The following is a 25,935-nucleotide window of genomic DNA, read 5'->3' on the forward strand; positions in this document are numbered from 1 at the left end:
GGGTATGAAAGTCCTAGGTGTGTTAAATGCGTCAAGAAAATCTACAACTACTATCTTGGTGGGTGTCATTTGCTTACAATTACTTGGCGTAACCTTGATACAATCTCTTTTATACCCGCTTGTGGCCGAGGCAGCTGTAGTGGTAATTGAAGGAGCTCCCAGTAGCACTGGTGACGATCATACGGTAGCCGGCTCTGACACTGTATTTATTGACGATAATGTTGGTTACAAGTTTTATCGTTCAGGAAGTGGGACTTGTGATTACAAAAAAACCACTGATAAAGGGGCGACTTGGGGAACGGCGGTTACGGTTGATAATCAGACCGACTGCATAGGAGTAGCTGTTTGGTACGATCGCTGGACACCTGGAGACACTGGTAGCTATATTCATATTGCGACACTTGATACTTCACTGGATGAAATGTTTTACAATCGATTAGACACGACAAACGATACGCTTTTAGTAAGTACTTCAATCAGCACAACTCCAGCATCAAGCGCGGTTTACACCGCGTCAACTAACCGTATAAATATAAGTAAAGCAACCGACGGTAAGGTGTATATGGTAGTAGATGACGGGCAACAAACAAATCTGGTCTCGTGTACCTCGAGCTGCCAAACATCGGGTAACTGGAGTGCTGTTGGTACGGCGCCAGAAGGAAACGCTGATAGTTGGAGTATTTTAATGCCTTTAGCTTCAGGAGACATGATGCTAATCAACCGCAGCACCAGCGATGTATTAAGATCCAGTAACTGGAACGGCTCGTTTTGGTCATCCATGAACACCATTGACGCGTCAGCTATTCGTAGTACTAGTTATGACGTTGGTATGGCAGCTACAGTAGACATAGACTCGGGAGACATATACTTAGCGTATGCCGCAGATAATGACAACTTCAACACGGCCGACCATGACGTTCGTAGTGCAAAATATTCAGGTGGTAGCTGGGCTCTTAAGACAGATCTGATTACTAACTACTCGGGCGCAATACTACAAGTGGCTATAAGCCGAGACCAAAATACTAATGATATTTATGTTGCCTATACGGCTAGGTCGGCTATAAAGACTGCTGGTTCAGCTAATTTGTATTATAAAAAATCTACTGACGGCATGACTACTTGGGGAACACAGCAGGGTCCGGTCAATAGCACCTCCGGTGATTTTTATGGAGTTGATATGAATATCATGTCCTATGAACGTGTATACGTTACTTGGTTTGATAATATTACTGCCGTCCGTGATATTTTTGGAGAAACAATAGCTGACCTTCAGCCGGACACGATACTTTCATCTTTAGGCACACAGAAATCTCAGATACGAGACAATGTGACAAATACCTACATTGGTGGCTCATTTGCACTACAAACTAATACATCTAAAACAGTTAGCAATGTGGTACTTACCGAAAGCGGTACAATAGATGCCAGTGCTAACTTAGCTAATATTAAGCTATATTATGATTTAGACACGTCAACTCCTTATGACTGTAATAGCGAATCTTATAGCGGTACCGAAACCCAGTTTGGTTCAACTGTCACTGGTGGTTTTTCAGGAGCTAATGGTACGGCTTCATTTACCAATACACCAATATCAATATCAACCACTCAGAGCATATGTTTCTACGCTGTAATGGACGTATTAAGCGGAGCCAGTGACGGTGATACTATAGAGATTAGCGTCAGTAACCCAAAAACCGATGTTATCGTTTCAGGTGGTGTATATGTCTATCCATATGAAGAGGTAGCTATTGCTAGTACCACAACAGTTGTTAGTCCGGATCTGACTCAAAATGCTTATCATTTTAGAAACGATGACGGTACAGAATCAGGTGCTACCTCAGCGACCGGGGGAACCGAAAACACACCACTGGCAGCTATGCAAGCAAACGACAATATAAGAATTCGCTTCGCTTTAGCCAACCAAGGTTCTACCTCGTCCGTCCCAACCACATACCGTCTTGAGTACGGAGCTGCGGCGCCGACATGTGCTGACGCTAGTTGGTCTGTGGTTAATGACACTAGTGCTCTTTTTCTAATGTATGATTCATCAAACTTAACTGACGGCAACAACACAACAAACATTGCTACGAGTACTGGAGGGGTTTCAAATCTCGGCTCTAATTTTATAACGAGTAACGGCGGTATGCGTGATACATCAGTAAACACAGGCACCTTAACTTTGGATGTTAATGACTATATAGAGTTCGAATATTCAATAATTGCGTCATCCACTGTAGTGGAAGGTGAGACTTACTGTTTTAGAATTACCGCTAATGGTACAGCCCTTAATAGTTACACAAACTATCCGAGTGTAACTATTGCAGCTGATGTCACGGTGGATACTTTTGGTACCCAAACTACTAGCTTTGATATACCAACTACCACAGCTTATATTGGAGGTGGTTTTAGTATTAAAGAGAACACAGTGGCAAGAAATATAACCAGCATCACAGTTCATGAAGCTGGTACAGTAGCAGGTGACACCGGTATCAGTAACCTGCGTCTCTACTATGAACTTGATACCTTTGCTCCTTATGATTGTGCCAGTGAATCATATAATGGGACAGAAACTCAATTTGGTGCTACAAATGCTGGTGGTTTTTCTGACACAGGAGAGAAAGCTACCTTCAGTGGCACGATCCCTATCTCACTTATTAGTACCGCCTGTATTTATGTTGTTATGGACGTAACAGGTCAGGCAGCCAACGGCGAAACTATTAACGTGCAGATCTCATCACCAAATTCAGATGTTGTGGTTAGCGGAGGTGGTTCAGTTGGTCCGTCAGGTCTAATTGAGATTGCTAGTACAACAACTTTACAAGGAGGTATATTAACTCAATCTAACTACCACTTCCGTAACGATAATGGTAACGAAACGGGAGCAACATCAGCTACCGGTGGTAGTGAAAATACTGTTATAACTGATTTTGCTCAAAACTCGAGTATTCGTGTTCGTTTTGGTGTAACCAATACCGGTTCCGTTACATCGGTTCCAACGCGGTTTCGCTTGGAATATTCACCAAAAATAACTACTTGCAATGTAGCAACAGTGTGGACAGATGTAGATGCGGCTGGTGACGGTTGGGAAATGGAGGACTCGATAAACTTAACCAATGGTGAAACAACAACTAATATCGCTGTTGCCAATGGTGGTGTGAGTGATGGGGTAGGGACATTTATCGGAACTAACGGTGGTGTCCGTGACACCGAATCACAGTCTGCCACTACTACTATTACATCAAATGACTTTTTGGATTTGGAATATAGTATTAAATCAAACACTTTGACCAACTATGACACAACCTATTGCTTTAGAGTGTCCGCTGCCGGCACACCTATTTCAGCTTATACTAACTACGCAGAGATAACTACATCACCCAAGCGAGATTTCTTTATCCAAAGAGGCTCCACTCAAGTTTCTGGTGCCTCGGCCACACTTCTACCTGGAACAGATTACACTGCCCCAGCTAGCAACACCCGAGCCTTTGTTCGTATCACCAACTCCAACATAACCGGAGCCGGAAAGGATAGCGGAGGAGGTGCACAAAACGCTGACGACACCACTGCCTATATATCGTCATCAACAGATTTAGCTGCATCTGGTTTTACAATCTCTCGCCCGGCTGCTGCCGCCAATAATACGAGGGTTGATTGGGAAATAGTCGAGTTTATCGGGTCACCGGGTACAGATAATGAGATAGAAGTGCGTACGGTAGACACCGTACAACTTGGTAGTACAGCAACCACAGCTACCGGCACGTCCTTGAGTAACGTTGCCGATGACACAAAAGTGGTCGTATTCATAACCGGTTCCAGCAACGAAAATACTGCCAGTAATTTTTATGCAGGACAGGTTACAGCCGAGTGGGACACAACCACACAGTCACCGGTATTTAAACGAGGTGACAACGGCTCTAGTATCGTAGACGTAAGTTATGCAGTGGTTGAATTTGTTGGTGTCAACTGGAATATACAAAGAGTCGAACATAATTACACCGATCCCGGAACCACCGAAACGGAATCAATCACTTCAGTTAACAGTTTGGCAAGAACCTTTATCCATGTGCAAAAGCGAATGGGTGCGTCAGCTAATGTTTTAGACTTTGGTCACGAGGTCTGGATGTCCAGTATTGGTGCCGTGTCATTTTATCTTGAGCCAGGTGCAGCCACCTCTACCGGTCAAACTTCTGTAGCTTGGATAATAGAAAACACACAAACCAGCAGTGGCGCTATGCAGGTACAACGTTCCAACGGGCTCACAACCGGTGGTACAACCCCATTTGCCCTTTCGGTAGTTCTAACTACACCAGTAAGTGCTACCAACAACTCATCCATCACTGCTACCACAAGAGCGGCTGGTGCTAACACCACCTACCCACGACCAATTGCTGGCTTTACTATAACAAGTACCTCGACTTATCAATTATGGAGAAGTAACACCGGATCAGATATGTCGTATCGAGTAGAAATTGTTGAGTGGCCCGTGGCTTCACTTGCCTTGAGGCAGAATTACTACCGTTTCTATGATGATAACGATGCTCTAAAACCAACTGACCCATGGCCTCCCGGAGCAAGTGATTTAGGAGAAAATACTTCAATCACGGACCTTGATGAGCCACTTGGTGTAGGTGATCAGATTCGTGTTCGTATGACAGTTCAGATATCAAATGCAAATATGCCAGCTGGTTTTCAAGATTTTCGTTTACAATACGGACTTAGATCAACCACCTGTTCGGCAATTCCGGTTAATGACTGGATCGCGGTTGGTGGAGTTGGCAGTTCAACAGTGTGGCGCGGCTATAGCGGTACCGGCACCACAGACGGGCAATCGCTATCTACTGATCCTCCAACCGCTGGTGATTTAGTTATTTCAGTTTCTGATAGAGCAGGGACATTGGAGCACGATGGAGTATCAGCTGCAAACCCATTTTTAATATCTCAAGGTGAAAACGTAGAATATGATTGGTATTTAGAACACAACGGTGCTAATGCCAAGAGTACATACTGTTTCCGTATGATACGAAACGACGGTACCACTCTGGACTCATACAGTAATTACCCGCAAATTAGAACCGTTGGTTTTTCACCAGCCATCAAAAATTGGCGTTGGTATAGTGACCAAGAAAATGAAACACCAACCTCAGCACTAGCGGCTGAGTCAGTGGCCCCGACTGGCACTCCAGATAATGATACATTAGCACTCCGAGTAAATGTTAAAGAGAAAAAAAATATCAATGGTGATAATATTAAGTTTAAATTGCAGTATTCAAAAGACATAACTTTTGCCTCAGTCTTCGACGTTGTATCAACCAGTAGCTGTACCGCTGCGTCAGAGTGGTGTTACCTTGAAGGAGGGGGAGTTGATAACCAAACTATAACAACTGCAGTATTGAGTGACAGCGACACCTGTCTGGTCGGTGTCGGTAACGGCTGCGGTATCCACAACACGATACCCAATTCAGCCAGTACACACAGTCACCCAGCGAGTACAACAGGGGAGTACAGTTTTACTATTACACAAAACGACGCCGGTTACGGATCTGTCTACTACTTCCGCCTCTATGACATAACAAATGATTTACCTGTGGAGCCTTTAGCGAGCAGTAGCTACCCGTCACTCGTCACTGAAAGCACAAATCTGGTATTTACTGTAGCTGGAGTTAATTCAGGTACCACAACAGCTGGTGTAACTACCAACATTTCAACTACTCCAACTAGTATTGGTTTTGGGGATTTACTCTTTGGCACTGAGCATATTGGAGCTCATAGAATTACCATTAACACAAATGGAAAGCAGGGTTACCAAGTATTAAAATACGCCAGGCAACAACTATTAAACTCTTATGGCACCTCAATACCTTCTGTATCCGGAACTAACCCATCTCCATTAGCTTGGTCAAACGGCTGCACCGCGACTTCAACCGGATGTATTGGCTATCACACTACCGACGGAACCCTCAGTAATGCATCAACACGTTTTGCTGCCGACGACACATACGCTGGATTAGATACCAATCCGGCCGAAATTATGTACAGCTCAATTCCTATCAACGACACTCATGATATAGTGTACAGAATAAAAGTAAACGAAATGCAGGAAGCGGGAGATTACCAAACAGAAATTGTTTATTTAGCTATACCTTCATTTTAGTAATATGACTTTATCCACCTTCAACAGAGCATCACTTGGAATTTTCTGGTTAGCAGCTGTTTTCTTCTTTTTTTCTATATCAGAAGCTTACGCAGAAGAAAATATATCAGTATCGCCACTTATTATTGATCATGTAACCGAAGCTCGTGACATCTTGAAGCAAGACATAACTATTAAAAACAACGGTGATAGACCGGTTCGTTTATATGCAACTGTTCACGAAATAAAAGTTGGTGACGACAATGAAATACAGTCCTTCGTTCCGCCGTCTATGACTGATCGCAAAACCTCCATAACCAGTTGGCTGGAAATCTCAAGAGCACGGATCAGTTTGCAGCCGGGTGAGGAAACTAAAATACCTCTTACTATTAGAATAAATCCAAACGCTAAACCTGGTGACTATCACGCTTTTGTCAGTTTTCCAAGTGGTGCAAACGCGGATATCGCTGAGGCCAAAGCGATAGCTGGTGAAGCTGAAGGTTTAGTGGTAAGAGTGTCCATTGATGAAAAACAGATTGAGCTCCTCAGATTAACTTCATTTGATGCCGATACGTTTGTGCTTGATGACAGCCACAATTTCACTTTTTCCCTGGAAAACGCCGGCGACATAGATGTCGTTCCCAGTGGTGAAATAATTATTTACAACTCTAAGGGCCAAGAATTAACAGCCATACCAGTAAATGACAATAATGTAAGTATACCGCCGCAAGCTAAAACAGATTTCTCTATACCAGTACCACAACTAGATGGTTTTGGTAAAAATAAAGCATATTTGTCGTTAGAATATGGTGAAAAGAATCTCGCTACCGTCTATGACACTATTTACTACTACTCTATACCGTGGCTATTAGCAATAATAATGTTATCATTACTCATAATACTTCCGGTAATCATGACGCTTGTCTTTCATCGTATCGCTAGGCCAACCTATCCGGATTATGAACATATTGACGAGGGTATAGAATTGCCACTTTTTGTCCGAAAATCACATGACCACAAAATTCACGACCATGATATTGACCTTAAAAAGAAAGACTAAAAAATACATATATCTTGCGACTGTACTTTCTTTAGTATTACTGTTTAGTATTCCTAACTCTCTAAAAGCTCAAGAGTCTTTGACCCTTAGTGTTTCTCCAACTTTGTTCGATATGTCTGCCGAACCAGGACAACATTGGCAAAGTGGAATAAAGATCATAAATGTAAATAACTACGATTTAACAGTTTATGCCAATGTAGTTAATTTTGTGCCCCGTGGAGAATATGGTGAGGCCAGCTTTATACCCACTGATCCAAACGACACCAAAAAAGACAGCTTAGCAAAGTGGATATCTATAACAAATGAAGCCATTATTATTCCAAGAGAGCAAACTGTAGAAGTACCGTTTTCAGTTGATGTACCTACAGACGCTAGTCCAGGTGGCCACTATGCAGCCATCATGATTGGTACCAAACCTCCGAGGGAAGAGAACAAAGAGACAAGAGTACAAACATCACAAATCGTTACAGCCCTTTTATTCACCAAAATTGCTGGGGACATAATTGAACTTGGAGATATTCGCGAGTTCCGTACCACCGAAACTTTTATGGACAAACCAGAGGCAACGTTTGAAGTTCGTTTTGAAAACAAGGGTAACGTTTATATTCAGCCACAAGGAGAAATAAAAATCACTAACATGTGGGGAGAGGAGAGAGGAATTATTCCAATAAACCAAAATTCTCAATACGGTAAGATCCCACACAAAACCGATAACACTAGCGGTATAAGAAAATACACTTTTAACTGGAAAGGTGAGTGGTCATTGGCTGATATCGGACGATATACTGCCACCGTTGCTCTTGGTTACGGGAGTGCTGAGAAGAAATTTGCTAATGCTAAGACCACCTTTTGGGTTATCCCATTTAAATTACTTCTTAGTTTACTTATTGGCATAGCAATCTTTGTGTACGTCTTTATTTGGCTTGTTCGACTCTATATAAGAAAAATGCTAACGATGGCTGGTCTTGATGTTCAAGAATACAACAATTTTAAAAGATCTCGATCGACTACGCAGGAGTACCCTCAAACACAGCATGATCTAAGGATTCACGCCCCGGTCAAACAAGGTATCAAAGACCTAAAAGATCAATTATCTTTAACTTCAAATACCATGGATTACATAAAAACCTTCCTGAAGTTCTGTTACAAAAACCGTCTATTTATACTAGGTGTTGCTATGGTGATAGCGCTAGTCAGTTCACTTATTTGGTACTTCAAGAGTGCTAATACTGATCACCGAGCCTACGAAGTAACTTATGTAAACTCTGATGAGAATGTTAATCTAAGTTCAGAGGATATAATTTATAACGAACTTGTTTCTGACGACCCTGCAGATAGTATTGTAATTTCTGAAGAAATTAATAAAAAGACACCCATTACCATAATTAATCGGAGTGGTGTACCGGGGATTGGGGCAGAAGCCAAAATTACCGCGGAAAAGAATAGTTTTGCAGTCAGCGAACTAAAAGCTGATTTTTCTTCATCACAAGCAAAAACTGTCATTCTTTATACCTCAGACAATCAAGAAGAAGCTTTACGTTTGAGTAAATTATTTAATAACGCACTTATTTCAATCAATGATGAATCAGAACACACTTCTGGCGACTTAATAATATATCTAGGTAGTGATATGGCAGACTAAACAGTGTATAATTAAACAATTGCACACTTAAGATAAATAATTATGTCTAAACGTTCAATTATACTATCGGTAACAACTTTCATTCTTCTGATTACTGGTATGTTTGCATTTACTTATATTCAAAAATCTAATCAAGATAAGAATGTGATTGTGACCAACAACACAGCTCCAGCAGCCGAAGACAAGGAGCTACCGTGGTACTTTGCTGATGGAGTAACAGCGAAACACTTTTACATAGATGGTACACATACCTTGGCTGGAGAAGTAACCCTACCAACACCCTGTGATTTATTAGAAACGAAAACAGTAGTACGAGAATCATACCCAGAACAGGTTGAATTACAATTTTCGATTATTAATACAGCCGATAACTGTGCTGATGTCCTCACCACCCAAAGGTTTAAGGTTAGTGCAGTTGCTTCTAAGGATGCGGTAATATCAGCCACTTACGATGGTCTTCCTGTCAACCTAAACCTTATCCCAGCTGCGCCAGGAGAAACACCGGAGGAATTTGAAATTTTTATCAAAGGTTAATAATTAAACTAAACGATGACAAACAATTACACTTACATAGCAGTTGCGATTTTTCTTGGTTTTGCCATGATTGCCGGAGCTATTTTATATAAACTTCCATCACCCTCTACAAATACCCAGCAATTAGCTAATCACAATTCTCCCACCGCTAATTTAGTTAATTTAACTAAAGACGATATTGTCCGAGCCGAAGATCGTCATTATTACGGTTCACCCGAAGCAAAGATTACAATTGTTGAGTTTTCTGATTTTGAATGTCCTTTTTGTTCGCGACTTCATCCAACTCTAAAGCGAATTGTAGATGAATCTGCTGGTGATATTGCCTGGGAATACCGACACCTACCACTACCCAATCACCCAAACTCCTTTGCTGATGCAGTGGCGAGCGAATGTGTTTCTAAACAACTCGGTAATGATGCTTTCTGGTCTTATGCTACAACACTCTTCAATAACCAGTCAGTCCATAGTGCGGATTTTAGACTAAAAGAAGCTTTGGCCTTAGGTGTAGACGAAGTAGCTTTCGAACAATGTATTACAGACCAAAGTATATCCGAATTAGTACAGAGCGACTTAAGTGTTGCCACTAAAGCCGGAGGTTCCGGTACGCCTTACAGTTTAGTCATTGACTCAACCGGTAAAGTTACTCCTGTTTCAGGAGCTGTACCATACGAAAGCTGGAAAAAACTACTATCGGCACTAGATAAATAGCAATGACTAGTAAAACCGTCTACCTGACAATAATGAGTACAGTGCTTCTGCTTGTAGCTGCCGTAACATACTATGTTGTTTACCAAAATAACCATTCAATAAATAAAGTCACGCAGGAGATTTTTGCTGAACCCACTGCACCTGAGGCCGAACCATACACTGACCTTGAAGGGAACAAATCTGATCTGGAACAATATCTCGGCAGAACAATGGTAGTAAACTCTTGGGCGAGCTGGTCACCATTTTCTAAGTCTGATTTGGAAACTTTGGCGATGCTGGCAGAGAAGTATCAACAAAAAGATGTTGTTTTTTTGGCAATCAATCGAAAAGAATCAAAACAACAGGCTCAGCGCTTTTTAAACACCATACTCGGTAACACTAATGTTCAACTTGTATTAGATCCGAGAGATCACTTCTACAAATCCATTGGTGGCTATGCTATGCCCGAGACAGTGATTTACGATTCCCGCGGTAACATGGTAACTCATATTCATGGCTCTATAAACCAAAGGGAAGTAGAAGCTGCGCTCGACACTCTCTTGGAGAATTAACAGGCTCTATGTAGCTGAACTAGTGAAAATCTATTATTATTGCTATAGTTATGACCATGTCAATCGGACGCATTGTTGAATATGTGTATTTTTTTGCACTCCTTGTCGGTGTCGGCTATTTAGCTTGGCTTGTCTTTTCTCCATTTATCTCAGCTTTAGCTCTCTCTCTTATAACAGTAGCTATTGCTTACCCTTTGCATGAATACTTTCAAGCCAAATTTTTTAAAGAAAGAAAGGGATTGGCTGCTCTATTTTCTACCCTAGTAGTAGTAATTGTCGTTATAATACCGCTTTTATTTATCGTTTCTGTTTTTGTCCGTGAATTTACAAGCTTTTACCAAGCCTTGAGTAATGGCAACGAAGTCTCAATTGAGCACTATCTTCAAACTGTGGAGGATACTGTACGTTTAGTTGTTCCAGAATTTGATCTGGATCTTTCCGCCCAAGTAAAAGAAAGTGCTGAATGGTTTGTAAAAAATCTGGGTAGTATTTTTGCGGGTACGATAACCACCATCTTTATGGTGTTTATATCATTAGTAGCCTCCTTCTACTTTTTTAAAGACGGTAAAGAACTACTTAAGGTTATCGCTAAAGCCAGCCCGCTACCGGACCGCGAAGACGCAATTATATTTTCTCGAATCGCCCAAGCTATGCGCTCGGTAGCAGTTGGAGTCGTCCTAGTTTCCATAATACAAGGTGTCGTGGCCGCTATCGGTTTTACTATTTTTGGCATAGACAGAGCTATTTTATGGGGGGCGATCGCTGCACTGTTAGCTATGTTACCTGGTATTGGTACCAGTGTGATAATGATACCGGCTATTATTTACCTCTTTGTCACTGGATCGCTCTTTAATGCAATTGGACTACTTATATGGTCCATCATTGCAATAATTGTAATTGACAATATAGTCGGGCCGCAGCTTATGAGTCGTGGAAACAACCTCCATCCGCTTCTAATTTTATTGTCAGTTTTAGGTGGAATTTCCATGTTTGGGCCACTTGGATTTATAATTGGCCCGGTTATTATAACCCTATTTATGGTATTGCTTGAGATTTATAATCAATATATAGTGGGCAACTCTACAAGCGAAAACCAGAGTCGAAAAAATCTTAAATCATGATACAGCGTAGTCAATTAGAATCAATCCTAAAAATTAATGGGGTTAACCCAAGTTCATCAGATGAAGTTATTCGTTCGGTTTTAGTTAGTGCTAGATATAACGACGACGAGATTGATACAGCCATGATGGTTCTTCGCGAAAACACTAAAGACAACACCACCAGGGTAGATGGCCTACACAAAATTTTTCGGACTGACGATGCCCTAAGACCAAAGGAAATATCAGCCCTCTTAGGAGTTGAAGTTTCAACGGAGGATCCTGGTGAAATCCGTGCGCAACAAAGAAAACAGTTGTTTTATGTGCAGACTATTCTCGTCATAATTTTCTCTGTTATTTTGGCGGCAATAAGTGTTTTGGTGGCAATGTATATTTACAAGGTCGGACTTTTTCACGAGACAGCTTCAGCCTTTCAATACTAAATCATTATGCATAGGACATTGCTATATAAGCTGACTTTTGTCTTAGCGGTCTCACTGATGTTGACTGCAATAAATCTGTACTCAGTAATATCAATTAAATCGGGTCTGGATTTCGTACTGGGTAAAATTGATAATATTACTCTGAAAAAATCGGATTCCTCACTGGAAACCGTATATTGCGACGGGGATATTTATTTTACGGGAGACATAATGTTAGCTCGGCATGTGGAAACTTTGTCCAGCGAACATGGCTCAGACTATATGTTTGAGGGCCTTGATTTTCTAAAGGAAGCTGACTGTGTAGTTGCTAATTTTGAGGGCAGTATACCAACAGAACATGTACAAACCCCTGATTTCACCTTTAATTTTTCGGTAGACAATACTAACATAAGTGCTTTAACTAACGCCGGGTTCACACACTTAAGTTTAGCAAATAACCACAGCTATGATTTTGGGGAGCTTGGCTACTCTAACACTCTATCTGTACTAAAAGGCGAGGGCTTTACCTCCTTTGGGCATCCAAATACCATAGCCACATCATCGGTAACCTTTATAGATACTAATAACTCAAGAGTGGCTCTGATCGCTATAAATACTATAGGTCAGACAATTGATCACGAGGATACCAAAAACACACTTAGTTGGGCAACAACACAAAGTAGTAAGCAAATCGTTTACATTCACTGGGGTAATGAATATAAGTTAAACCAATCTGAACAACAACAGGACTTGGCTAAGGAATTGATAAGTGACGGAGCTGATCTTATTATTGGACACCACCCTCATGTGACTCAAGGAATTGAACAAATTGACGGAGTACCTGTAATTTATTCATTAGGAAATCTTGTTTTTGACCAATACTTTAGCCAAGATGTACAGCAGGGTCTAATTGTCGCAATTGATTTTCAAAATAATCTTACCGTAAACCTCTATCCGATCACTAGCATGCAAAACATATCGCAACCACACCTAATGTCTGAAAAACAGAAAGTGACCTTCTTAGAAAAACTCACAAAACATAGCCCACCCAACCTTAAAGACGCAATTATCTCTGGACAGATAACCCAGAGGTCAGAGCTTGCAAGTTCACGAGAAACAGTTATTATGACTCCATAATCAATAAAATATTATGTTAAGCAAATTTGAGGTAGTAGGCATTGGCCTCAGTATTGTATTTATGGCACTAGCACTATATTTAGTGCGTGTAGAAAACGTTTTCTTTAAGACTGTTGGCTCTAACTCACAACCAGCTGGAGTAGCTAATTCCGGAATTGTGTTTGTAGGCGAAGGTGGCGATCAAAATCAGGAACGTGCCAATGCGCTTATCACAGCAGCTGATAATAGTAGTAATTTAAAAGATATGGTGATTGATGATATTGTAATTGGTACCGGAGAACCAGTTAAAGAGGGAGACACTGTTTCTGTTCATTATGTAGGAACACTTCAAGACGGTACTGAGTTTGATAATTCAAAGAAACGAGGCCAACCTTTTGTTTTTACAGTGGGTGAAGGTAAGGTTATTAAAGGCTGGGAGGATGGCCTGATCGGAATGAAGGAGGGTGGTCAGAGAATTTTAGTTATTCCACCTAGTTTAGCCTATGGAGACAGACAGATTGGTCCAATTCCAGCCAATTCAACTCTGGTTTTTGCTATAGAATTATTAGAAATCAAATAATTCTATAAACTAATAATTATTAAGTTTTTGAAATGTCGGTGTTAACACCGACATTTGCGCTTATGAAACCAATCAGTTTTACAATTGAAAATACGAGTAAAAAATCATTAGCGCGAGCTGGTGTCATTAGTACACCCCACGGAGACATCAAAACTCCGGCCTTTGTAGTAGTTGGAACAAAAGCTACTGTCAAAGGCATTAAACCTGACGATCTCTATCCAATGGTAGGTAACCAGGTCGCTCTCGCTAATACCTACCATCTATTCTTACAACCGGGGCATGAACTAATCAAAAAGGCCGGCGGATTGCATGAGTTTGCGAATTGGCAATTACCAACCATTACGGACTCTGGTGGCTTTCAAGTTTTTTCACTGGGAGCGGCTTTTGGTAAAGGAGTTACAAAATTTGCCACCTCTGATCTCAAACCAGAAGAAACCAACGGACTAAACGTCTACAGCCAAGAACTGGCAACCGATCATGGTAAGTTATGCATTATAGATGAAGAAGGAGTTACTTTTACATCCCATATAGACGGATCAATGCATCGCTTTACAGCAGAACGATCAATTGAAATACAACATGCTATTGGTGCAGACATCATAATCGCTTTCGATGAATGTACTAGCCCGACCGCCGATTATAACTATCAAAAAGAAGCTATGGATAGAACTCATCGTTGGGCCAAAAGAAGCATTTTGGCCCATAAAAACAACTACCAAGCACTAAAAAAACAAGGTTTATACGGAGTAATACAAGGTGGCCGACATCTAGACCTGCGGGAAGAGAGTGCTAGAGTGCTAAGCGACATGGACTTTGATGGTTATGGTATTGGCGGCAGCTTTTCCAAAGCTGATTTAAATGAATCACTACAAGTAGTAAATCAAACCTTACCAAGCAACAAGCCAAGACACCTACTAGGCATCGGAGAGCCAGAAGATATCGTTCAGGGCGTATTAAATGGCTGCGACACATTTGATTGTGTTAACCCAACTCGAATAGCACGAACCGGTACTATCTATGTTCATACTGGTAATTACAGAACCTCAACTTGCGGAACTTTGACTTATCCAGAAATTGCAAAAATAAATCTACGCAATCAAAAATACCAACAGGACTTATCTTTGGTCGATGAACTGAGTACCAGCCCTGTTGGACAAACCTACAGCAAAGCCTATTTATCGCACTTGTTTAAGGCTAATGAAATGTTAGGTCCACAGTTAGCCTCGATCCATAATTTGCAGGTTATTGTTAATTTTACCGATAATCTCCGAAAACAGATACTAGAGTTATAATTTTTGCTGAGAGCTTTTATTCACGCTATACTCAAACTATGAAATTTACTTTAGCGACCGACAAAAAACCGGCAGGTGACCAACCTAAAGCTATAAAACAACTTCTCAACGGACTAGAGTCTGGCGCTCTACATCAAACCCTACTTGGAGTTACAGGTTCTGGCAAAACCTTTACCTGCGCTAACGTAATTGCAGAAGTTCAAAAGCCAACACTGGTTATTGCTCACAACAAAACCCTAGCCGCTCAGTTGGCTCAGGAATATAGAGACTTCTTTCCGAATAACGCAGTACATTACTTTGTGTCTTATTATGACTACTACCAGCCGGAAGCATATATGCCAACTAGCGATACCTATATTGAAAAAGAGGCACAAATAAATGAGGAGATAGACAGACTAAGACACGCTTCAACCCAAGCTCTTCTGACCAGACAAGACGTAATCATTGTCGCCTCAGTATCTTGTATTTATGGCCTTGGTTCGCCAAAAGAATACTTAAAAAAACATTTAAAGTTTAGTCGCGGTTATGAAACTACACGCACTGAAATGCTACGAACTCTGATAGACATGCAATTTTCGCGTACCAACGCTGACCTAACGCCAGCTCAGTTTCGCGCTGTTGGTAATGCTGTAGAAATAATGCCTACCAACGAAAGAGTAATATATCGATTAAGTTTTGTTGGCAATACGATTGGCAATATCACTAAAATAGATGCCATAACTCGCTCTATCACAGCTGAGCCGGAAAGCTTTTTCCTGTTTCCGGCTAAGCACTTTGTGACACCGGAAGCAGAACGCAAGTTAGCAATTGAAGAAATCAACCAAGATCTTAAAGCTCAACTTAAGAAATTTAAAGCGGAAGGTAAATTACTTGAAGCAGAAAGACTGCGACGACGAACTGAACATGATTTGGCCCTGATTCGTGAAGTTGGTTATTGTAACGGAATTGAGAACTACTCAAGACATTTTGACCGTCGCAGTGCCGGTGAAGCACCTTACACTTTACTCTCTTATTTTCCACACGACGAAGTAGGCAGGCCAGACTTTCTAACTATCATAGATGAATCCCATGTCACGATCCCGCAAATAAACGGTATGTACGCTGGTGATCGTTCAAGAAAACAAACCTTGATTGAACACGGTTTTAGACTACCAAGCGCCCTGGACAATCGACCGCTAAAATTTGCTGAGTTTGAAGAAAAAGTGGGACAAAGAATCTATACTTCAGCCACACCTGGAAAATATGAATTTGAACAGGCCAAGGTTACGAATATTCCGATGATTGAACAAATCATTAGACCTACCGGTCTGGTAGATCCAGAGATAGACATCCGTCCGGTCACAGCCACCGGCAGTTACGAAGGACAGATCAAGGACTTTTTGGAAGAAGCTGAGCAAGTAATAAAAAAAGGAACCCGCGTCTTAACAACTACTTTAACTAAAAAAATGGCCGAAGACTTGGCGGACTTCCTTGAAGACAGGGGAGTCAAAACAAAATACATTCACAGCGATGTAGAAACCATTGAAAGAATCGAGATTTTGACTGATTTTAGACGCGGCAAATTTGACTGCTTAGTTGGAGTGAATCTACTCCGAGAAGGACTAGACCTACCTGAGGTCGAGTTAGTAGCCATCTTAGATGCCGATAAAGAAGGGTTTCTAAGGAGCGAAACAGCCTTGATCCAAACCATTGGCCGAGCCGCTAGAAATGTTAACGGGCGAGTACTTCTATATGCTGACCAAATGACAGATTCCCTACAAAAAGCTGTTGACGAAACCAGGCGCCGGCGCAAATTACAATTAGATTACAATAAAAAACACGGTATCACACCAACTACTATTACCAAAGAAATAAAATCAATTGCCGATCAATTACGGACTGACCACGACGAAACTGTAGATACTTTATTAAAAGTTGATCTTGAGCTTTTCAAAAAAAATCCAAAAACGCTTTTGAAAGATAAACGTAGGCAAATGGAAGAAGCTGTTCGGGTATTAGATTTTGAAACCGCCGCCATTATCAGAGATGAAATTGCCATTTTAGACAAACAGCTAGAATCAGTCAAAAAAACCCCAAAAGCTAAATAACTGTCAATTAGTAACTATATGCCTACTCATTGTATGTAATAATAAGTACTGAACCTTAAAACATAAACACTCATGACAAACAGTACCAAAGCCCTCTTAGGAAAGAAAATTCTTGTGATTGGTGGAGATTATAATTTCTTAAATACCATTGAGCGTATGTTTATATACGCTGGGGCGGAAGCCATAATAGAAAATTCACTATCCAAAGGCTTGTCCTCTATGAAGACCTTAAAGCCCGACCTTATTTTACTTGACGCTAGCGTGCCAGACCTTGACCCAAAAAGCGGGGACATCTTAAAAGCTATCTATGATAACAATGAGCATAATCTACCGCTTATTCTAATTACCAGCGATTCAGATTCAGCGAATACACCCAAGTATGAAGTTGATTACGTTGTTCAAAAGCTAGGGATAGACCTATTAGATTTAATAGAGAAAATTAAGAAGACACTGCTGGTCTCAACAGAAAACAGTGATACCGTAATTGATATATCAGAACACGACCAGACGCCAGTATTAACAAAAGATGCTAAAGCAGCCAGAGTACTGGTAGTTGAAGACGACCCTCTTTTACGTAGCCTGTTATCTGTGCGGCTAACTAAAAGTAAAATATCTTATCAATTCTGTCACAATGGAAATAATGTTATCGACATAATGAAACATTATCATCCAACTATAATTATTTTAGACTTAATGTTACCGGGAAGAAATGGTCTGGACGTATTGCAGGACATTAGAAAAATTGATGGATTTAAAGCTATCCCGGTTGTAATATTTTCAAATAAAGATAGTGATAGCGATCGGGCTTTAGCCCAAAAACTTGGTGTGAAGCACTTCTTGATTAAAGCCATGACCGATCTTAATTCGCTCCTTAAGATAATAATTGAATCAGCTCCGAAAACCGTTGATAAATAAGTAAACACACTGGTTCAAGCTAGTATAATGACACCATGGCGAGAACGTCTACTAAAAAAAAGGGGGATAAACCAACTAGAACCAAGAAACCAATGAAGACCGATACTAAAGCACGGCAGTCTACACGTGCGCCTAAATCTGACCCAACTATCAAAATTAAATCGTCTTTAAAGCAACCAACAAAAGCTAAACCAAAAGTAGCAACGAAGTCAAAGAAGGCAGAGGCTGTTGTTTCTTTACCACCAGAAATTAGCCCAGTCATGCAAGCTAAAGCTGATCGATACAGACACTTGTTTGATCTAGTGTTACCAAAGGTTATGCTTAGAACTGCCTATATCGGTGGATTCTTATTTGTAAGCCTAGGTTTTGCCCTTAGTTTTTATGCTTTAAATTACTCAAAAGGTAATTTTAATCTATCGGCAACTATTTGCACCACCACAGACTGTACCTCTACCTCCAGCACCACATCCTCCACAGATACTACAAGTCAATCCACCACAGAGAAATCTTCCGTATCATTTGCTTCAAATTTTGACACCAAACCACAAAGCGATTTTACCACCATTATCACAACCAAGTCTGTTCATAGCATAGCTGCTTTTGTAATAGCAAAAGATACAAATAAAGCAACGGAATTATCAGCCAGAAAAATCAGCGAGACTCAATATGAGCTATTAATACCCGTTAACAGTTTACCCGTCGGAGATTACTACATCAAAGTCAAAGCTACCGCTTTAGATACTGTTACCATATATACATTTAGTGGCCCAGGTTTTTCAATTGTCAGAGAAACAAATACGGATAATTCCGCTGCCACCGAGACAACCATGACAAACACTGTTGATTCTGATAATGGAAACAGTGATCCAATGCTTATCCAAGACACCACAAATGAATCTTCAATGGATTCAGACAGTACTGTCTCCAATACAACAAACGACAATCCAATCACCTTAGAACCAGTTTCTAGCTTATCTGAAGACAGTGAATTCGAAACAAGTGACATAATTGAGCCAACTCCACTAACCACATTAAATCGAACAGGTGAGCCAGGACTTTATTACCTCAATATACTGTCACCTGAAGCTAAATTTGTTGAAGTCTACACAAAACCTGAGCTGTCGAGCACGAGACTATTTCTAGGACTAGCCACACTTCGTGATAAATATTGGGTTTTCCTAGTTGATGGATCAAAACTTCCTGTTGGTAAGTACCTGATTATAACTAGTTCGTTTATAAATGGAAACATGATTGAATCAAAGCCTCTGCCTTTTACTGTAACTGCTGATTACTACACTGACGAAGATTCCCGTAGAAATAACAACGAGGCTGAAACCGCTATTTTGACAGAAAGAGTTAAGTCTGCGCTAAATGACAACACCGAAGACTTTTTAGAAGATTCTTCAATTGATACAAATTTATTAGAGCAAAGAACCGACTATTATAATGCACCAGAAGATTCAAGCACCTATTCAAACGTTGACCTAGGACCAAGGGAAATTAGTGTTGACCTCAATGAGTCAGAGTTAAACAACTTGCTTAAAAAGTACGCCTCAGCGCTACAGAGTCGTGACGGAAACCTAATTAGACTAGCTGAAGATAGTTTAGACGAATTTGAAAGTGATGTGCTGAAACCAACCGACGACACTGACTTAGATACTAATAACACCGATCTTTCTAACTTTTTTGACGAACTGAAGGCTAAAGTTGCCCGTTATGAAGATATTATTTCTGTTCGCTCAGAACTCATAAATAAAGATAGCGATCAGGATGGAATTAGTGACTTCGATGAAGCTACACTATATAAAACAGATCCGTTCACAGCTGACACAGACATGGATGGCTTCATTGATTCAGTAGAAATCTTGCGTGGCTATGACCCACTGGATCCAAATCCAGAGGCCGCAACTAACTACAAGTCTCCAAAAGATGTTAATTACATTGACGAAGACAGACTGGTTATTCAGTCTATAGCTCCTGTTATCCAAGTGGCAGACGAAACACTGTCAGATACACCAATACAGGCTGAAATAAAAGGAAAGGCTCTACCAAGCAGCTTTGTGACGCTATACGTATATAGCTCACCAACCATAATTACAATCAAAACAGATAGTGATGGTAACTTTGCTTACACGTTTGACAAAGAATTAGAGGACGGTCAACATGAAGTTTATTTGGCCATTACTGATAACACAGGTTCCATTGTGGCTCGTAGTGAACCATACCGTTTCGTCAAAACAGCCGAAGCTTTCACGACAGAATCAAATACTGCGTCAGCTGCCAATACACCAAAGCCACTTATTAACGAGAGCTTTGACCTTTCTGCTTATGGAACATCTGCTGCACTAGGTATAGTCTCTTTTGGACTAATCCTACTCATGATTGCGCAGACACTCAGACTTAGGCCCGAAGAAGACGAACCGCAAGTCCAACATGAGACAAAAACTTAAATATGCTTTAAGGGTTCTAAAAACGAACACACAGCTCTTGCTGGTTTCTATACTGCTTGTTATTTTCCCATTTTCTTTTATTTTTACTCTTAACTCAGTAATTGACGCCACCAGAGCCAACACTAACACTGTAATAACCCAAAAGATAAATACTGTCCACGACACTATTGAAATCCTCGTTCGCTCTGATGCCAATACTCTAGGGTTCGTAAGACAACTATCTACCGAACAAAATGATCTTATTGACTATATTTTAGTGTCTGAAAAGGCCAACAATCTCACGGTCCTGGAACAACTTGGCGAAGACAAAATTGGAACTACAGATATTAATGATTTTCACTATAAGAGCGCACTAATTGCACTGGGTGAAAGCTTTTTATTCCCTCTAGATGGCCAAACCCTAAGTAAAGTAGTGGCCACCAGAGCTTTACGTCTTACGGATGATTCGGTTGTATATCTGACTACTGAACACGATTTTTCACCTCTGCTTTACACTTTAGACAAGAGAATATCAGAAACCTATTATGGCTTAACCTTTATATTTATCTTCCTCTTGCTCTTGGCTTACTGGATAATCAAGCAAATAAACTACCGCCAGAAATATGAGGATAGTCTAGCTAAGATAAATGAAAAGGACTTATTCATAGATGGTTTGGCTCATGAATTTCGCACTCCGCTTACAGCCATTCGTGGCTACTCAAGCCTGATATCAGAAACCGACGCCTTGGCCGAAGCCCGAGACTTCTCATCAAGAATTAATAATGCCACAAACCGCCTTATTACCTTGGTCAACGATTTTCTTGAAGTCGCCCGCATACAATCAGGCAAGGTCAAATTAAGCATAGTTCCTACAATGGCTGGTGACATAATAGACAATGTTATCACTGAACTAAAACCACTAGCTGACATAAAAAATCTTTCGCTAGAAACAAATTTACCGCCAAAGCAAGAACCACTGAATACAGACCGTGTACGTTTGCAACAGATACTAACCAATATAGTTAATAATGCTATCAAATACACTGCTTCAGGTTCAGTTATCGTATCCCTGGAACAAAACTACACTTATACAACGATAACGGTTGCGGACACAGGTGGAGGAATCAGTGCTGAAGACCAAAAGAAGTTATTCAGACCATTTTCTCGGGTAGGAGAACATGAAAACGACAACGAAACCGTTGGCTCAGGACTAGGGATGTGGGTGGTAAAACAACTAACAGGACACCTTAATGGCGAAGTGTACGTGGAATCAATCAAAGGTGTCGGTACTCACGTCATTATAAAGTTTAAGAATCTAGAGACCTAAACCCACTTTGCACACATTCATAAAATCGTTATACTGGGATACTTAGCGTATATTTATGGCAAATAAACCAAGCAAAAAAAGCAGAGTGACCTGGCAATCGGATTCTGAACAAAAGATTATTGTTCGTGGTGCCCGAACGCATAACTTAAAAAATATTGATGTTTCGATGCCGCGCGGCAAAATGATTGCCATCACCGGCCCATCTGGCTCAGGTAAATCGTCCTTAGCTTTTGATACTATCTTTGCAGAAGGACAGCGCCGGTACGTGGAGTCGCTTTCGCCCTATGCTCGCCAATTTCTAAACAAGCTACAAAAACCAGATGTCGATGAAATCAGCGGCCTATCACCAGCTATCTCTATTGACCAAAAATCTGCATCACGAAACCCACGTTCAACCGTCGCTACCATCACTGAAATATATGATTATCTCCGTATTTTATACGCTCGAATTGGACAACCTTACTGTTTAGATGTAGATGTTCCGATTCAAAAGCTTTCGCAAGACGAGATATTAAATATCATTCTTAACTCGATTGAATCCAAAGAAGTTAAAGCTGCTACCAAGAAACAATCTAGGCAAGTGTTAGGCATTGAATTATCTAAAGGGCGAGTCGCAATATTTGCACCCGTAGTGGTGGGCAGGAAAGGGGAATACTACCAACTCCTCTACGATCTTCTAGGCAAAGGCTTTGAAACAGTAAAAATTGATGGCGAGATAAAGCAGCTCAGAGAAAAAATTATTCTCACCAAGACAAAACGTCACGACATTGATGTTCTAATTGACGAAATCTATATTAGTGAATTCACCGACGACCCAAAAGGTTCAAGAGAACGACTTTCGGAAGCAGTCGAATTGGCTCTTCATGAAGCAAATGGAATGGTTAAGATTGAAAGTCCAGATGGATCAGTCCGCACCCTATCAGCAAAATTTATTTGCCCAATTGACGGGTCTTCATTTCCCGAAGTAGAACCGAGACTTTTTTCATTTAACTCACCTTATGGTGCCTGTTCTGAATGTAATGGTCTGGGTGTAGTTGGTATATTTCAAAGTGACACCTGTCCAACCTGTAAAGGGGCTAGACTTAGGCCGGAAGCCTTACGTGTATATCTTGGTGGAGATGGTAAAAAAGATCTCGGTATTAATATCGTCTCTTTCACCCAAATGACTATTAAGCAAGCTACAGATTTCATTAACAGATTAGAGCTTACTAAAAAACAACAAGATATCGCCTGGCCGGCCCTTCGAGAGATTATACAACGCCTCGACTTCATGAATAATGTTGGTATTGAATATCTTACTCTGGATAGACGAGCCAACACCTTATCTGGTGGAGAAGCGCAGCGAATCCGCCTAGCTTCGCAGTTAGGGTCTGGTTTAGTTGGAGCTTTGTACGTACTGGACGAACCGACTATTGGACTACATCAACGCGATAATGACCGACTGATTAGGACCCTAACCGAACTTAGAGATCTCGGTAATACGATTATTGTGGTTGAACATGATGAAGACACGATTCATGCTTCAGATTATCTGGTCGATATCGGCCCAAAGGCTGGGGTGCATGGTGGGGAAGTGATAGTATCGGACTATCTAGACACACTTCTAAATGCACCAGACAATAAATCCAAATCTGTTACTCTAGACTACTTGCGCGGTACAAAGAAAATTACAGTACCTGACAGACGTACGAGTGAGAAAGGTGCCATCAAAATCCGTGGTGGAAAGGCATTTAATATAAAAAATCTTAACGTAGACATACCACTCGGTAAGCTTATCTGTGTAACCGGAGTTTCCGGCTCAGGTAAGTCAACCTTCATGTATGAAATAGTAGACAAAAATCTAAAGTCACGTCTAGAAAAGAGGTACCGCACTCCACACACTTACAACTGTAAGACCTTTACCGGCACTGAGTATCTTGGCCGATCATGTCTAATTGACCAATCGCCAATTGGCAGAACACCACGCAGTAACCCGGCTACCTATACCGGTGCCTTTACTCACATTCGCGATATGTTTGCCGCCACTAGCGAAGCTAGGGCTAGAGGCTGGAAACCTGGCCGCTTTAGCTTCAACGTTAAGGGTGGGCGTTGTGAAGCCTGTCAAGGCAACGGGCAAGTGGCTGTAGAGATGCACTTTTTACCAACTGTTTATGTGACTTGCGATATCTGTGACGGTAAACGCTTCACTAAAGAAACTTTGGAGGTCACTTACAAAGGTCGCAACATTAACGAAGTCTTACACATGACCGTTGAAGATGGTTATCAATTTTTCAACGACGTACCCGCCATCGCTGAACGTCTCAGAACCTTAATTGAAGTTGGTCTTGGCTACTTAGAGTTAGGTCAAAGTGCCACAACCTTATCAGGTGGAGAAGCGCAGCGAGTCAAAATCGCTTCGGAGCTCTATAAGCCGCACACTCAAAAAACCATTTATCTACTAGACGAGCCAACTGTGGGGCTCCATTATGAGGATGTCAGAAAGCTAATTGAAATACTCCAACAACTAGTGAATCACGGTAACACCGTTATGGTGATTGAACATAATCTTGATTTAGTTAAATCAGCTGATTACATTATTGACATCGGACCGGAGGGTGGAGAAAACGGAGGTGACTTGGTTGCTAAAGGTACTCCGGAGGAGATAGCAGAAAACCCCAAGTCACACACTGGCCACTACCTCAAAAAAATACTATAAACATGACCAAGGCAGATCTTAACCTAAGTAAATTACCGGATAGTCCTGGTGTGTACTTTTTTATTGGAAGAAAGAAAGAAATACTTTACATTGGAAAAGCTACATCCATCAAACAGCGGGTAAAAAGCTATTTCACGAATGATCTAACGGAAAAACGGTCAGAACTAATAGCTAAAATGGTAAAAGAGGCACTACAAGTTGAATTTACAGTTACGGATAGTGTCATAGAAGCACTAATACTAGAAACCAATCTAATCCGCACTCACAAACCACTCTACAACACTCGCACCAAGGACGACAAAAGCTACAACCACTTAATAATTACCAAAGAAACTTGGCCCAGAGTTTTGGTTGTGAGAGGTAAAGATCTAAGTGAAAAATATACCGAGGATCAGCTCCAGTATACCTTCGGACCTTTTATTAGCGCCAGCCTCCTTAAAGAGGCACTGAAAATTACTAGAAAATTATTCAAGTTCTACGATACAAAAAAATCAGTAGAGCGGTCCAAAAGCAAATTGGCCCGCGGCATTATAGATTTCAATCGACAAATTGGACTCTACCCGAAAGAAACTGACATTAAGACGTACAAAAGAAATATACACCAATTAGCTCTTTTTTTCTCGGGTCAGAAAGAGCAAATCATAAAAGAATTGGAGAAAGAAATGATGCAATTAGCCAAGAAAGAGAAATTCGAAGAAGCGAACTATACCAAAAAGAAGATCTTCGCTTTGAAGCATATTCAGGATATTGCTCTTGTAAAAGATGATTACCGAACCTACAAGGACGACACCAAACAGAGAATTGAGGCTTACGATGTTGCACACCACGCCAGTAAAGATATGGTGGCCGTAATGACTGTCATAGAAAATGGCGAGACAAGGAAAAGTGAATATCGTAAATTCAAAATAAAGACAGTAACTAAAGCCAATGACCCAGAGGCTCTTAAAGAAACACTAACTCGAAGGCTAAATCATTCAGAATGGCCGCTACCACAAATAATTGTAGTTGACGGTAACATCGTCCAAAAAAGGGTAGCTGAACGAGTTTTAAAAACTCTTAATTTAACAATACCAGTAGTGGCAGTTGTAAAAAATGATCAACATAAGGTAGACAGGATTATAGCCAGCGACAAGATATTAAAAACACACAAATTTGACATTCTTCTTGCTAACGCCGAAGCTCACCGTTTTGCTATTAGCTTTCATCGAAGGAAAGCTCGTTTATCTCTACTTAAATAATTTACACTTCTTGGTTACCAAATAGTAAGTAATATTCGTACTTATAAACAAGTAGTTAGTCCAACATTGACTTTTACTTGTTATTATATTGATAAGTTATTTTAAAACGTAT

Annotated in this window: 17 protein-coding genes; all 17 read left to right on the forward strand. The window is 40.8% G+C overall.

The features are described 5' to 3' along the window. The first annotated feature begins 4 nt into the window (after positions 1–4). The 17 genes from H6779_00090 (at position 5) to H6779_00170 (ending at position 25,823) form a co-directional block, all read left to right on the forward strand. Positions 5–6,151: a hypothetical protein gene (locus H6779_00090; GenBank protein ID USN87835.1), complete on the forward strand. Its 6,147-nt coding sequence runs from the start codon at positions 5–7 to the stop codon at positions 6,149–6,151. Between the two features lie 4 nt (positions 6,152–6,155). Further along, on the forward strand, positions 6,156–7,190 hold the full coding sequence (locus H6779_00095) for a hypothetical protein (protein USN87836.1): 1,035 nt from the start codon (positions 6,156–6,158) through the stop codon (positions 7,188–7,190). Further along, a complete protein-coding gene (locus H6779_00100; GenBank protein USN87837.1) occupies positions 7,141–8,832 on the forward strand; it encodes a hypothetical protein in 1,692 nt (563 codons plus the stop codon). The genes H6779_00095 and H6779_00100 overlap by 50 nt, the downstream gene beginning before the upstream one ends. 42 nt (positions 8,833–8,874) lie before the next feature. After that, positions 8,875–9,366: a hypothetical protein gene (locus H6779_00105; protein USN87838.1), complete on the forward strand. Its 492-nt coding sequence runs from the start codon at positions 8,875–8,877 to the stop codon at positions 9,364–9,366. 15 nt (positions 9,367–9,381) lie between these two features. Then, positions 9,382–10,074 (forward strand): thioredoxin domain-containing protein, encoded by a 693-nt coding sequence (locus H6779_00110; protein ID USN87839.1) that lies wholly within the window; start codon positions 9,382–9,384, stop codon positions 10,072–10,074. A 2-nt stretch (positions 10,075–10,076) separates the two neighbouring features. Then, positions 10,077–10,625: a TlpA family protein disulfide reductase gene (locus tag H6779_00115; protein ID USN87840.1), complete on the forward strand. Its 549-nt coding sequence runs from the start codon at positions 10,077–10,079 to the stop codon at positions 10,623–10,625. Between the two features lie 50 nt (positions 10,626–10,675). After that, the gene (locus H6779_00120) at positions 10,676–11,746 is read left to right on the forward strand and encodes an AI-2E family transporter (protein USN87841.1); all 1,071 of its coding nucleotides are present in this window, start codon (positions 10,676–10,678) and stop codon (positions 11,744–11,746) included. Continuing rightward, positions 11,743–12,165, forward strand: coding sequence for a hypothetical protein (locus tag H6779_00125; GenBank protein ID USN87842.1), 423 nt, complete (start codon positions 11,743–11,745; stop codon positions 12,163–12,165). The genes H6779_00120 and H6779_00125 overlap by 4 nt, the downstream gene beginning before the upstream one ends. A gap of 6 nt (positions 12,166–12,171) precedes the next feature. Further along, positions 12,172–13,281, forward strand: a complete 1,110-nt coding sequence (locus H6779_00130) for a CapA family protein (GenBank protein USN87843.1) — start codon at positions 12,172–12,174, stop codon at positions 13,279–13,281. Between the two features lie 61 nt (positions 13,282–13,342). Then, positions 13,343–13,840, forward strand: a complete 498-nt coding sequence (locus tag H6779_00135; GenBank protein USN88291.1) for an FKBP-type peptidyl-prolyl cis-trans isomerase — start codon at positions 13,343–13,345, stop codon at positions 13,838–13,840. Positions 13,841–13,902: 62 nt separating this feature from the next. Continuing rightward, on the forward strand, positions 13,903–15,132 hold the full coding sequence (gene tgt, locus H6779_00140; GenBank protein ID USN87844.1) for a tRNA guanosine(34) transglycosylase Tgt: 1,230 nt from the start codon (positions 13,903–13,905) through the stop codon (positions 15,130–15,132). A 38-nt stretch (positions 15,133–15,170) separates the two neighbouring features. Continuing rightward, positions 15,171–17,219, forward strand: a complete 2,049-nt coding sequence (gene uvrB, locus H6779_00145; GenBank protein USN87845.1) for an excinuclease ABC subunit UvrB — start codon at positions 15,171–15,173, stop codon at positions 17,217–17,219. 72 nt (positions 17,220–17,291) lie between these two features. Further along, a complete protein-coding gene (locus H6779_00150; protein ID USN87846.1) occupies positions 17,292–18,134 on the forward strand; it encodes a response regulator in 843 nt (280 codons plus the stop codon). 35 nt (positions 18,135–18,169) lie between these two features. After that, positions 18,170–20,584, forward strand: coding sequence for a hypothetical protein (locus tag H6779_00155; protein USN87847.1), 2,415 nt, complete (start codon positions 18,170–18,172; stop codon positions 20,582–20,584). Beyond that, entirely contained in the window at positions 20,568–21,890 is a 1,323-nt protein-coding gene (locus H6779_00160; protein USN87848.1) for a HAMP domain-containing histidine kinase, read from the forward strand. Before H6779_00155 ends, H6779_00160 begins: the two co-directional genes overlap by 17 nt. A 55-nt stretch (positions 21,891–21,945) precedes the next feature. Then, positions 21,946–24,585, forward strand: coding sequence for an excinuclease ABC subunit UvrA (uvrA, locus tag H6779_00165; protein ID USN87849.1), 2,640 nt, complete (start codon positions 21,946–21,948; stop codon positions 24,583–24,585). 2 nt (positions 24,586–24,587) lie between these two features. After that, positions 24,588–25,823, forward strand: coding sequence for a GIY-YIG nuclease family protein (locus tag H6779_00170; protein USN87850.1), 1,236 nt, complete (start codon positions 24,588–24,590; stop codon positions 25,821–25,823). Positions 25,824–25,935 lie beyond the last annotated feature (112 nt).

Source organism: Candidatus Nomurabacteria bacterium (assembly GCA_023898525.1).
Classification (GTDB): Bacteria; Patescibacteriota; Minisyncoccia; order Phycocordibacterales; family UBA918; genus OLB19.